This is a genomic window from Candidatus Pantoea floridensis, assembly GCF_900215435.1.
Classification (GTDB): Bacteria; Pseudomonadota; Gammaproteobacteria; order Enterobacterales; family Enterobacteriaceae; genus Pantoea; species Pantoea floridensis.
Genome location: NZ_OCMY01000001.1, coordinates 2,740,324 through 2,752,453 on the forward strand (window position 1 = coordinate 2,740,324; position 12,130 = coordinate 2,752,453).

The 12,130-nt window shown below is 55.6% G+C and carries 11 protein-coding genes; 9 read left to right on the forward strand and 2 right to left on the reverse strand.

Annotated elements, in window-relative coordinates:
* The first annotated feature begins 48 nt into the window (after positions 1-48).
* The 3 genes from gcvP (at position 49) to trhA (ending at position 4,746) form a co-directional block, all read left to right on the forward strand.
* On the forward strand, positions 49-2,922 hold the full coding sequence (gcvP, locus tag CRO19_RS12840; RefSeq protein ID WP_097096152.1) for an aminomethyl-transferring glycine dehydrogenase: 2,874 nt from the start codon (positions 49-51) through the stop codon (positions 2,920-2,922).
* A gap of 185 nt (positions 2,923-3,107) precedes the next feature.
* Entirely contained in the window at positions 3,108-3,851 is a 744-nt protein-coding gene (locus tag CRO19_RS12845; RefSeq protein ID WP_097096153.1) for an SDR family oxidoreductase, read from the forward strand.
* 241 nt (positions 3,852-4,092) lie between these two features.
* On the forward strand, positions 4,093-4,746 hold the full coding sequence (gene trhA / locus CRO19_RS12850; protein ID WP_097096154.1) for a PAQR family membrane homeostasis protein TrhA: 654 nt from the start codon (positions 4,093-4,095) through the stop codon (positions 4,744-4,746).
* A gap of 239 nt (positions 4,747-4,985) precedes the next feature.
* Here the strand turns inward: trhA and ygfZ are convergent, their stop codons facing one another.
* Entirely contained in the window at positions 4,986-5,969 is a 984-nt protein-coding gene (gene ygfZ / locus CRO19_RS12855; protein ID WP_097096155.1) for a tRNA-modifying protein YgfZ, read from the reverse strand.
* A gap of 218 nt (positions 5,970-6,187) precedes the next feature.
* Between ygfZ and sdhE the strand changes: the two genes are divergently transcribed.
* Positions 6,188-6,454: an FAD assembly factor SdhE gene (gene sdhE / locus CRO19_RS12860; RefSeq protein WP_007890277.1), complete on the forward strand. Its 267-nt coding sequence runs from the start codon at positions 6,188-6,190 to the stop codon at positions 6,452-6,454.
* Positions 6,429-6,848, forward strand: coding sequence for a protein YgfX (locus CRO19_RS12865; protein ID WP_097096156.1), 420 nt, complete (start codon positions 6,429-6,431; stop codon positions 6,846-6,848). The genes sdhE and CRO19_RS12865 overlap by 26 nt, the downstream gene beginning before the upstream one ends.
* On the opposite strand, the gene fldB is transcribed toward CRO19_RS12865, so the two are convergent.
* On the reverse strand, positions 6,845-7,363 hold the full coding sequence (gene fldB, locus CRO19_RS12870; protein WP_097096157.1) for a flavodoxin FldB: 519 nt from the start codon (positions 7,361-7,363) through the stop codon (positions 6,845-6,847). The genes CRO19_RS12865 and fldB overlap by 4 nt on opposite strands.
* 100 nt (positions 7,364-7,463) lie before the next feature.
* Between fldB and xerD the strand changes: the two genes are divergently transcribed.
* The 4 genes from xerD to prfB all read left to right on the forward strand — a co-directional run bounded on the left by xerD (position 7,464) and on the right by prfB (position 12,124).
* Positions 7,464-8,357, forward strand: coding sequence for a site-specific tyrosine recombinase XerD (gene xerD, locus CRO19_RS12875; protein WP_370659792.1), 894 nt, complete (start codon positions 7,464-7,466; stop codon positions 8,355-8,357).
* A 22-nt stretch (positions 8,358-8,379) separates the two neighbouring features.
* Positions 8,380-9,093: a bifunctional protein-disulfide isomerase/oxidoreductase DsbC gene (dsbC, locus tag CRO19_RS12880; protein WP_097096158.1), complete on the forward strand. Its 714-nt coding sequence runs from the start codon at positions 8,380-8,382 to the stop codon at positions 9,091-9,093.
* A gap of 6 nt (positions 9,094-9,099) precedes the next feature.
* Positions 9,100-10,827, forward strand: coding sequence for a single-stranded-DNA-specific exonuclease RecJ (gene recJ, locus CRO19_RS12885; RefSeq protein ID WP_097096159.1), 1,728 nt, complete (start codon positions 9,100-9,102; stop codon positions 10,825-10,827).
* A gap of 198 nt (positions 10,828-11,025) precedes the next feature.
* Positions 11,026-12,124 (forward strand): peptide chain release factor 2 gene (prfB, locus tag CRO19_RS12890; protein WP_097096160.1). Its coding sequence is split into 2 segments (ribosomal slippage): positions 11,026-11,100 and positions 11,102-12,124, totalling 1,098 coding nucleotides; the frame shifts between segments, so codons are not numbered across the junction.
* Positions 12,125-12,130: the final 6 nt, after the last annotated feature.

The window sequence follows — 12,130 nt, forward strand, 5'->3', positions numbered from 1 at the left end:
GACTTAACGCCATTTTTGTAACCCAGCCCGATTCAGGATTTACTGCAAATGACCCAGACTCTCAGCCAGCTCGAACATAACGGTGCTTTCATTGAGCGCCACATCGGTCCTACGCCGGAACAACAGGCCTTAATGCTGGAAGCGATTGGTGCCCGTTCGCTCTCATCATTGATCAGTTCTATTGTGCCTGCCGATATCCAGCTGCCAGGCCCGCCTGCAGTGGGCGATGCCGCGACCGAGCAGCAAGCGCTGGCAGAGCTGAAAGCCATTGCCAGTCAGAACCACCGCTACAAATCCTGGATCGGCATGGGCTACAGCGCGGTGATCACGCCGCCGGTTATCCTGCGCAATATGCTGGAAAATCCGGGCTGGTACACCGCGTATACGCCGTATCAGCCAGAAGTGTCGCAGGGCCGCCTGGAAGCGCTGCTGAACTTCCAAACCCTGACGCTGGATCTAACCGGTCTGGACATCGCGTCCGCCTCGTTGCTGGACGAAGCCACCGCCGCCGCAGAAGCCATGGCGATGGCTAAGCGCGTCAGCAAATTGAAAAACGCGACAAAATTCTTCATCGCCAATGACATTCATCCACAAACGCTGGATGTGGTGCGAACTCGCGCCGAGACCTTTGGTTTCGAATTGATTATTGATAGTGCAGACAAGGCGCTGGATCACGACGATCTGTTTGGCGTGCTGCTACAACAGGTGGGTACGCACGGTGAAGTGCACGATTACCGTTCACTGATTACCGAGCTGAAAAGCCGCAAAGTGGTGGTGAGCGTCGCGGCAGACTTTATGGCGCTGGTGCAGTTAGAAGCGCCAGGCAAGCAGGGCGCAGATATCGTGTTCGGTTCCGCACAGCGTTTCGGCGTGCCGATGGGTTATGGCGGACCGCACGCTGCGTTCTTCGCCAGTCGCGACGAACACAAGCGCTCGATGCCGGGTCGTATCATTGGCGTATCACGCGATGCCGCCGGTAACACCGCGCTGCGCATGGCGATGCAAACCCGTGAGCAGCATATCCGCCGTGAGAAAGCCAACTCCAACATCTGTACTTCTCAGGTGCTGTTGGCGAATATCGCCGGTCTTTATGCTGTTTATCACGGCCCGGCTGGCCTGAAGCGCATTGCTTCCCGCATTCATCGTCTGACCAGCATTCTGGCCGCTGGCCTGCAGAACGGCGGCCTGAAACTGCGTCACAACAGCTGGTTTGATACGCTGACGGTAGAAGTTGCTGATAAAGCCGCGGTGCTGAACCATGCACTGAGCTTTGGCGTCAATCTGCGCAGTGATATCCATAATGCCGTTGGCATTACGCTGGATGAAACCACCACGCGTGAAGACGTGCTGGCACTGTTCGCCATCCTGCTGGGCGATGCGCACGGCCAGGATATTGATGCGCTGGATACGGCGGTGGCGGCGGAAAACAGTGCGATTCCGGCCGGTCAGGTGCGTGAAAGCGCCTTCCTGACGCATCCGGTGTTCAACCGTCATCACAGTGAAACTGAGATGATGCGTTATATGCACAGTCTGGAGAAAAAGGATTTGGCGCTGAATCAGGCGATGATCCCACTCGGCTCGTGCACCATGAAACTTAACGCCGCTGCTGAAATGATTCCGATCACCTGGCCTGAATTTGCCGAGCTGCATCCGTTCTGCCCGGCAGATCAGGCTTCGGGTTACCTGCAGATGATTGGTCAGCTATCGCAATGGCTGGTACAGCTAACTGGCTACGACGCGCTGTGCATGCAGCCAAACTCAGGCGCACAGGGTGAATATGCGGGTCTGTTGGCGATTCGTCGTTACCATGAAAGCCGCAACGAAGGCGGCCGTAATGTCTGCCTGATCCCAAGCTCGGCCCACGGCACCAACCCGGCGTCAGCGCAGATGGCGGGCATGTCGGTTGTCGTTGTGGCTTGCGATAAACAAGGCAATATCGATCTTGGCGATTTGCGTGAGAAAGCCGCACAGGTTGGCGAGCAGCTCTCGTGCATTATGGTGACCTATCCGTCAACGCATGGGGTTTATGAAGAGACCATTCGCGAAGTGTGCCAGATCGTGCATCAGCACGGCGGCCAGGTGTATCTCGACGGCGCTAACATGAACGCGCAGGTGGGGATCACCACGCCAGGTTACATCGGCGCGGATGTCTCGCACCTCAACCTGCACAAAACCTTCTGCATCCCGCACGGCGGCGGTGGCCCGGGCATGGGCCCCATCGGCGTGAAAGCGCATCTGGCGCCGTTCGTGCCGGGTCACAGCGTGGTACAAATTGACGGCGTGCTGACGCAGCAGGGCGCAGTTTCTGCAGCTCCTTTCGGTAGCGCCTCGATTCTGCCAATCAGCTGGATGTATATCCGCATGATGGGCGCGGAAGGCCTGAAGCAGGCGAGTTCAGTGGCGATTCTGAATGCCAACTACATCGCCAGCCGTCTGCAATCCGCTTATCCGATTCTGTACGCAGGTCGCGATGGCCGCGTGGCGCACGAATGTATTCTTGATATTCGTCCGCTGAAAGAGCAAACCGGCATTAGCGAACTGGATATCGCCAAGCGTCTGATCGATTACGGTTTCCACGCACCTACCATGTCATTCCCGGTTGCGGGTACGCTGATGGTTGAGCCAACGGAATCGGAAAGCAAAATTGAGCTGGACCGCTTTATCGATGCGATGCTGGCCATCCGCATGGAGATCGACCGCGTTGCCGATGGCGAGTGGCCGCTGGAGGATAACCCCTTGGTGAACGCCCCGCACACGCAGACAGAAATCGTCGGTGACTGGGCACACCCGTACACCCGCGAGCTGGCGGTGTTCCCGGCAGGCAGCGCTAACAAATACTGGCCGACCGTTAAACGTCTGGACGATGTATTTGGTGACCGCAACGTGTTCTGTTCGTGTGTACCCATGAGCGAATACCAGTAATTTAGCCGTCATACCTTAAGCTGCAGCGGCGTTGGCTGCGGTCCTTCATCCCGGTCACTTACCGATGTAAGCTCCCGAGGATGTACGAGCTTGCCGCCTTGCTGCATCTCAAATTATCTAGGCTAAAATTCCGGATATATTTTATTAAGGGCCGACTATTCGGCCCTTTTGTTTTGGAGGCAAAAATGGATCTGGCATTGGTGACGGGCGGCAGTCGCGGCATTGGACGTGCAACGGCCTTATTGCTGGCGCAGGCCGGTTATCGTGTAGCGATTAACTATCGCCAGCGTGCAGCTGAAGCGGCGAGCGTGGTGGCAGAAATCGAAGCGCAGGGCGGCAGCGCTTTTGCGCTACAAGCCGATATCGCTGATGAGGCACAGGTGATGCGCATGTTTGCCCAACTGGATGAGCAAGACGGCGCGCTGCGCGTGTTGGTGAATAACGCCGGAATTTTGTTTACCCAGTGTCGGGTTGAAGAGTTGGATGCCGAGCGCATTCAGCGCGTGTTCGCCACCAACGTCCTCGGTACCTTTATCTGCTGCCGCGAAGCGGTTAAACGCATGGGCACGCATCATGGTGGCAAAGGTGGTGCCATCGTCAATGTGTCATCTGCCGCGTCACGCCTTGGTGCGCCAGGTGAATATGTGGATTACGCCGCGTCGAAAGGGGCGATGGATACGCTAACTAAAGGCTTATCGCTGGAAGTGGCGGCGCAGGGCATTCGCGTTAACAGCGTGCGTCCAGGCCTGATTTATACCGAAATGCACGCCGATGGCGGCGAACCGGGCCGAGTGGATCGTTTAGCGAGTGCGCTTCCCATGGCGCGCGGCGGCCAGGCGGAAGAGATCGCCGAGGCAATTGTCTGGCTGGCAAGTGATGCTGCGTCGTACGTGACGGGCACTTTTATTGATGCCGCCGGCGGACGCTAATTGACCTGTTTGGCATGTATGCTGTCCCTATAAAAGCCGTTCCAAAATCGTACCCGAATATTGTAGGGTCGCCATTCATGGCGACTGATACCTGTTAATGCAGCCAAATTTGCGCGCTAGCCGTTCACACCCGCTGACACATTTATTTTAGCGTACATGTGTACTCTGAAATTTATCTTCGCTACTCTGGTTGCTCAGAAATAGCACACTCGCTTTTTCCGTTGTTCAGGAATCCCCTTCCATGGTACAGAACCGAATTATTGCCGAGGGCTACTCATTGGCAGAAGAGATTGCCAATAGCATCAGCCACGGAATTGGCTGCATTTTCGGCATCATCGGCTTGGTCTTAATGCTAACGCAAGCCGTCGAATCTCAAGCTAACATCACAGCCATTACCAGCTACAGTTTGTATGGCGGCAGCATTATTTTGCTGTACCTTGCCTCAACGCTTTATCATGCAATTCCGCATCAGAGAGCCAAATACTGGCTGAAAAAATTCGACCACTGCGCCATCTATGTTTTGATTGCCGGCACTTATACACCGTTTTTGCTGGTAGGCCTTAACTCGCCGCTAGCGCAGGGCTTGATGGTGGTGATCTGGAGTCTGGCGCTGATCGGCGTGCTGTTCAAAATCGCCTTTGCCCACCGCTTTGAAGCGCTGTCGCTGGTGACCTATCTCAGCATGGGATGGTTGTCGTTGGTGGTGATTTATCAGCTGGCAATCAAACTGTCGCCGGGCGGGATTTGGCTGCTGGCAGCCGGTGGCGTGGTCTATTCGCTCGGGGTGATTTTCTACGTCTCGCGCCGCATTCCTTACAGCCACGCTATCTGGCATGGCTTTGTGCTTGGTGGCAGCGTATTGCACTTCTGCGCAATCTATTTTTATGTGATGTAACTTGCGGCCAGGTCGCCATAAGTGGCGTAATGCTGGTCACTTAAGCAAAAAATTCCTGTTTATGCAGGTGCGCATGAATGCGCACCCTACAAAAACCCGGCTATATCCACGTTGGGTCACCATTCATGGTGACCGATCCACGCTTAACTAACGGGCATTACGCCATAAATGGCGGCCCTACATTAGAACCGCACGAACTTCGTAGGGTGCACATTCATGTGCACCTAAAACAGCGTCAATCATTCTGCCAATGAATACGGCAGCGGCTGAATCGTCAGTTTGCCGCTTTCGTCGCCTTCCACACGCAGCACGCTTTCCGGCTCCAGATCATTGTTCATCACCACTTGCACCCACACGCTGCCGTCATCCAGCTGCACGCCAGTGAGCACAGTACCGGTACGACGCCATTTGTCGCCCATTTGCAGTTCCAGCGAGCCACCAACGTCGGGTACCTTGCTGGCGCTGCCAGCCAGCCAATAAAGTGCACGTTTGTTAGCGCCGCGGAATTTAGCGCGCGCAACCATTTCCTGGCCGGTGTAGCAGCCTTTTTTGAAACTGATGGCATCTAGCGCCTGCAGATTGGTGGCTTGCGGAATCAGCTGTGCGCTGGTGGCGCTTTCAATTACCGGAATACCCGCTTCGATATCCAGCGCCAGCCACTGCAGGCTGTCGTTAAACTGTGCTTCACCGGCGAGTTTCTCTTTAAGCACCTGCGCCTGTTCTGGCGTCGTCACCAGCAGAAAACGCTCAGCGGGCTGCGCAAACCACAGCAGCGTGCTCTCATCCTGCTGCACCACCGGCGTTTCCGCATCCGGGAGCGTGCTGAACAGGTTTGCCAGCGCGGCACGTGCCTGGAAACCGGCGACGCCCAGCAACACCGCATCATCATCAGCGACGAGTGTTACCTTGGCGAACACCGCATATTTCTTCAGCTCATTCAGCTGCTGCTCGCGCAGGTTGCGACGAACCGTGTAGGCATAACCTTCACCACGATGGAACAGACGAATGTTGCTCCACATCTTCCCCTTAGCATCGCAGTGTGCGGCCGGGCGATGTTGTGTTGCATCCATGGCGGCGACATCCAACGTCAACTGACCTTGCAGATAAGAGGTGCTGTCCTTGCCCTGCACCTTAACCAGTGCCCATTCGTCGAGCGACATCAGGGTTAAAGGCAGGCGTGCCGATGCAGCAGGCTGGCGGGGAGGAAGGGTAAAAATCGACATGGGTCATTCCTGATTAATGAGGTAATAGGTAGCAATGGTAAAAGAGCAGTGCGGCTTTGCAACCTGTTTACTGAATCTGGCGCACAAATCGCGTGATGTCCTTTGCAAATCAAGGGCCGTAACGCCGAGACATTGCACAGGGATAAGCACAGCGCCTGCAGCGAGAAAAAAAAGCAGGTACACTGAGCTCCACTGTTTTTAGCCATGGAATGAGAGACATGGAAATTAATGACAAAGCCCGCGTCCAATGGGCGTGCCGCCGCGGTATGCTGGAACTGGATATCGCTATTATGCCGTTCTTTAAGTACGAATATGATTCGCTTAATGATACCGACAAACAGGTGTTTATCGCGCTGCTGAAGAGTGACGATCCTGACTTGTTCAACTGGTTGATGAATCACGGTGAACCGGTGGATCCCGAGTTCAAACGCATGGTGAAACTGATTCAGCAGCGCAATCGTGAACGCGGTCCGGTGGCGATGTAATCTGCGGGCGTCACCCAGTGCGCGAGCACTGAATGTGGCGCTGTTTGCGCTGTGCGTGGCTTTACTGCTGAGCCTGAGCTGGCCAGACGAATGGGCGTGGTGTATAGCGCCGATTTTAGTACTGCTGCTGGTGGAAGGCTGGCGTAACGAGCGACATCTGGTGCAGCGCGTAGGCTGTCTGGCGTTGGACGTGAACGGCGAGTGGCTGTGGCGTGAGGCGCGCTGGCGAACAGAACGTAAAGCGGATTGGCTGCCGTTTGGCGTCTTGCTGGTGCTGCGTAATCAGCAGGGTAAGCGCTGGCGGCTGTGGCTGATGCACGATAATCTGCCGCCCGGCGAATGGCGCACGTTACGCGCCTGCTGTTTTCTGCATGAGGAGCAAACGCTGCCCTAAAGCAGCGCCGCGGTTTCTGTCAGAATCTGTTCGCACCACTGTTCGATGCGCTCATCACTCAATTCGAACTGATTCACATCATCAAGCGCTAAACCCACAAACTGTGCGCCGTCGGCAGTCAGCGGTTTTTTACTGGTGAACTCGTAGCCTTCTAGCGGCCAGTAACCGACAAACTGCACGCCCATTGGCTGCAGCAGCTCGTGCAGCATGCCGAGCGCATCGAGAAACCATTCGGCATATTCACCCTGGTCGCCCATGCCGTACAGCGCCACGATTTTGCCGCGCAGATTCAGGGCCGGGATTTGCGGCCAAATCGCTTCCCAGTCTTCCTGCAACTCACCAAAATCCCACGTGGGAATACCCAGGATCAGCAAATCGTACTGCTCCATCAGCGACGGATCGTCATCTTTCAAATTGTGCAGCGTGACTAATTCTTCGCCGATAAAGTCGCGAATTTTCTCCGCAGTCATCTCGGTGTAACAGGTACTGGAACCGTAAAATAATCCAATATTCATGCAATTAATGCTCTGACTGAAACTGACTCGGGGGCAATTGTACCAGAAGCAGGCTACTTTCAGGCATAATGAGCACGATTTCACACGGGCGGAGATAACAGTGCAGGACAGCGATCTGATCGAACAGTTTCTCGATGCGCTTTGGATTGAACGTAATCTGGCGCAGAACACGCTCGCGTCCTACCGGCAGGATTTGCAAACGCTGATCGGTTGGCTGCACCATCACGATCGTACGCTGTTGACGCTAGAAGCGCTTGATTTACAGCAGTTTCTCGCCGAGCGCGTCGAGGGCGGCTATAAAGCCACCAGCTCCGCGCGCACCCTCAGCGCCATTCGCCGCTTGTGCCAATATTTGTATCGGGAAAAAGTGCGCAGCGACGATCCCAGCGCGCTGCTTTCTGCCCCTAAGCTGCCGCAGCGCTTGCCGAAAGATCTCAGCGAAAATCAGGTTGAACGCTTGTTACAGGCACCCAGCATTGATGTGCCGCTGGAACTGCGTGATAAAGCGATGCTGGAGCTGCTGTACGCCACCGGATTACGCGTTACCGAGCTGGTAGGGTTAACCATCAGTGATATCAGCCTGCGCCAGGGCGTGGTGCGGGTCATCGGTAAAGGCAACAAAGAGCGCCTTGTGCCCTTAGGTGAAGAGGCGGTTTACTGGATTGAATACTATATGGAACATGGCCGGCCGTGGCTGCTGAATGGGCAAACGCTGGATGTGATGTTCCCCAGCCAGCGTGCGCAACAAATGACGCGACAGACCTTCTGGCATCGCATCAAACACTATGCGACCCTTGCCGGTATTGATAGCGAAAAGCTGTCGCCGCACGTGTTGCGCCACGCATTTGCCACACATTTACTGAACCATGGCGCCGATTTACGCGTCGTACAGATGTTGCTGGGCCACAGCGACCTCTCGACGACGCAAATTTATACGCATGTCGCCACTGAGCGCCTGCGTCTGTTACATCAACAGCATCATCCGCGCGCTTAAGAAGCGGTAACAAGGATTTAAGATGAAAAAGCAGCTCACGATGCTGGCTCTGCTGGTCAGCGCATTCACTGGATTGGCGCATGCCGATGACAACGCCATTCAGCAAACGCTGAAAAAACTGGGCCTGCAACAGGCGGAAATCCAGCCCTCACCGCTGCCGGGCATGAAAACCGTGCTGACAGAAAGTGGCGTGCTGTATGTTTCTGAAGACGGTAAACATATGATTCAGGGGCCGCTTTATGATGTTAGCGGCACTCAGCCGGTTAACGTCACCAATCAGCTGCTGGACAAAAAAGTCAGCGCGCTGGCGCCTGACATGATTGTCTACAAAGCGCCTAAAGAGCAGCACGTCATTACCGTGTTCACCGATATCACCTGTGGCTACTGCCGTAAGCTGCATGAGCAGATGGCGGACTACAATGCGCTCGGCATCACCGTTCGTTATCTGGCTTTCCCGCGTGAAGGGCTGAACGGTCAGGTTGAAAAAGCCATGCGTGCCATCTGGTGCAGTGCCGATCGCAACAAAGCTTTCGATGCCGCGATGAAAGGCGATGCGCCGCAAATGGATGCGCCCGCCACCTGCAAAATCAATATCGAACAGCAGTACAAACTGGGCATCCTGTTTGGTATTCAGGGCACGCCGGCCATTCTTACCGATAGCGGTATGATGATTCCTGGCTATCAGGGACCGCAAGAGCTGAAGCAAGTGCTTGACGGCCAGAAGCGTGGCGGTTAACGCACAGTGATTCATTCTGTTGAACTCCGTCGGCGCGAAGCTGAGGCCGACGCCAGCTTGCCCGCTGATTTGCCCCCTTTGCTTCGTCGTCTGTACCTGCAACGCGGCGTGAAAGATGCGCTGGAACTGGAACGTGGTGCCAAACATTTGCTGCCGTGGCAAACCCTCGGCGGTATTGAAGGCGCAGTTACGCTGCTGCATCAGATGCTGCAAACCGGCAAGCGCATCGTGGTAGTTGGTGACTTTGATGCCGATGGCGCCACCAGCACGGCGCTAACCGTGCTGGCACTGCGTAGCCTGGGCGGTAACGTTGATTATCTGGTGCCAAACCGCTTTGAAGATGGCTACGGATTGAGTCCGGAAGTGGTTGAGCAGGCCAAAGCGCGCGGTGCAGAGATGATCCTCACCGTCGATAACGGTATCTCCTCGCACGCCGGCGTCGATACTGCGCATCAGCATGGCATTCCGGTGCTGGTTACCGATCACCATCTGCCGGGCGACACCTTGCCCGCCGCCGAAGCGATTGTGAATCCCAATCTCAACGACAGCGCATTCCCTTCGCGCTCGCTGGCGGGTGTTGGCGTTGCTTTCTATCTGATGCTGGCGCTGCGTGCGCATCTGCGTCAGCAAAACTGGTTTAGTGCCGGTCGTGCGGAGCCAAATCTGGCGGAACTGCTGGATCTGGTGGCGCTGGGCACCGTGGCGGACGTGGTACCACTTGATGCCAATAACCGCATTCTGGTGTGGCAAGGCTTAAGCCGCATTCGTGCGGGTAAGTGCCGCGCGGGTATTCGCGCGCTGTTAGAAATTGCCAATCGCGATGCGCGTCAGCTCGCCGCCAGCGATCTCGGTTTTGCTGTCGGTCCGCGTCTCAATGCCGCCGGTCGTCTGGATGATATGTCGGTCGGCGTGGCGCTGCTGCTCACCGAGGATATTTCTCAGGCACGCATGCTGGCGAATGAACTCGATGCGCTCAATCAGACGCGCAAAGAGATTGAGCAGGGCATGAAGAGCGAAGCGCTGGCGTTGTGCGATGAGCTCGAGCGCCAGCATACCGATCTGCCGCTTGGCCTGGCGTTCTATCATCCGGAGTGGCATCAGGGCGTGGTCGGCATCCTCGCTTCGCGGCTGAAAGAGCGCTTTCATCGCCCGGTGATTGCTTTCGCGCCTGCCGGCGACGGCACGCTGAAAGGTTCCGGTCGCTCAATTGCCGGTTTACATCTGCGCGATGCGCTGGAGCGTCTCGACACGCTGTACCCCGGCATGATGATTAAGTTTGGCGGTCATGCGATGGCGGCAGGTTTGTCGCTGCAAAGCGAAAAGTACGAACCATTCCGTGAACGTTTTGCCGCGCTTATTGATGAGTGGCTGGATGGCGAAGCGTTGCAGGGCGTGATTTGGTCAGACGGCGAACTGCATGCGCAGGAGTTTACGCTGCACACCGCTGAAATGCTGCGCGAAGCGGGTCCATGGGGTCAGGCATTCCCGGAACCGGTATTCGACGGTAAATTCAAACTGCTGCAGCAGCGCCTGGTGGGCGAACGCCATCTGAAAGTGATGATCGAGCCTATCGGCGGCGGCCCGCTGTTAGATGGCATCGCCTTCAACGTGGATACTACGCTGTGGCCAGACACCAGCGTGCGGCAGGTGCAGTTGGCCTATAAACTGGATATCAATGAGTATCGCGGCAATCGCTCGGTGCAGCTGATCATCGATCATCTCTGGCCGATGTAGGAAAAATGAAGTCGCCATCAATCCGCTACTGGTTGTCCGTTAAGGCATGAAAAACCCTCATTATCGAAAGCACACATGGTAGCGGCGCAATTCAATGCGCGATAAATCGCGCCGCTACAAAGTGGGTGTGCTTTCGGGTAAACTAGCGCGTTAGTTTTTATCTCCTTTCACCGAATCGTCAAAAAAGACTGAAAAGCCATGTTTGAAATTAATCCGGTCAAAAATCGTATTCAGGACCTCAGTGAGCGCAGCGACGTTCTTCGGGGGTATCTTTGACTACGATGCCAAGAAAGAACGCCTTGAAGAAGTAAACGCCGAGCTGGAACAGCCGGACGTCTGGAACGAACCCGATCGCGCGCAAGCGCTGGGTAAAGAACGTGCTTCGCTTGAGGCGGTGGTTGAAACCCTAGATCATATGCGTCAGGGCCTGGAAGATGTGCAGGGCCTGCTGGATCTGGCGGTAGAAGCCGACGACGAAGAGACCTTCAACGAAGCCGTTGCCGAGCTGGATGCGCTGGAAGTGAAGCTGGGCGAACTGGAATTCCGCCGCATGTTCTCTGGCGAATATGACAGCGCTGACTGCTACATGGATATTCAGGCCGGTTCCGGCGGCACCGAAGCGCAGGATTGGGCCAGCATGCTGCTGCGTATGTATCTGCGCTGGGCCGAAGCCAAAGGCTATAAAACCGAAATTATCGAAGAGTCAGACGGTGAAGTGGCTGGTACCAAATCCGCTACCATTAAAATCATCGGCGACTACGCGTTTGGCTGGTTGCGCACCGAAACCGGCGTTCATCGCCTGGTGCGTAAGAGCCCATTCGATTCCGGCGGCCGTCGCCATACCTCATTCAGTTCGGTGTTTATCTACCCGGAAGTGGATGACAACATCGATATCGACATTAACCCCGCCGATCTGCGTATCGACGTTTACCGCGCCTCCGGTGCGGGCGGCCAGCACGTTAACAAAACCGAGTCTGCGGTGCGTATTACCCACTTGCCGACCAACATTGTGGTGCAGTGCCAGAACGACCGTTCACAGCACAAGAACAAAGATCAGGCCTTCAAGCAGTTACGCGCCAAGCTGTACGAATATGAGATGCAGAAGAAAAACGCGGACAAGCAGGCAGCGGAAGATAACAAGTCTGATATCGGCTGGGGCAGCCAGATCCGTTCTTATGTTCTCGACGATTCACGCATCAAGGATCTGCGCACCGGCGTAGAAACCCGCAACACCCAGGCGGTGTTGGATGGCGATATCGATCGTTTTATTGAAGCAAGTTTAAAAGCAGGGCTATAAGGAACC

Coding starts and splice junctions, on each gene's coding strand:
- fldB (WP_097096157.1), bottom strand. CDS start 7,363: ATGAATATTGGATTATTTTACGGTTCCAGTACCTGTTACACCGAGATG.
- gcvP (WP_097096152.1), top strand. CDS start 49: ATGACCCAGACTCTCAGCCAGCTCGAACATAACGGTGCTTTCATTGAG.
- trhA (WP_097096154.1), top strand. CDS start 4,093: ATGGTACAGAACCGAATTATTGCCGAGGGCTACTCATTGGCAGAAGAG.
- CRO19_RS12845 (WP_097096153.1), top strand. CDS start 3,108: ATGGATCTGGCATTGGTGACGGGCGGCAGTCGCGGCATTGGACGTGCA.
- dsbC (WP_097096158.1), top strand. CDS start 8,380: ATGAAAAAGCAGCTCACGATGCTGGCTCTGCTGGTCAGCGCATTCACT.
- sdhE (WP_007890277.1), top strand. CDS start 6,188: ATGGAAATTAATGACAAAGCCCGCGTCCAATGGGCGTGCCGCCGCGGT.
- ygfZ (WP_097096155.1), bottom strand. CDS start 5,969: ATGTCGATTTTTACCCTTCCTCCCCGCCAGCCTGCTGCATCGGCACGC.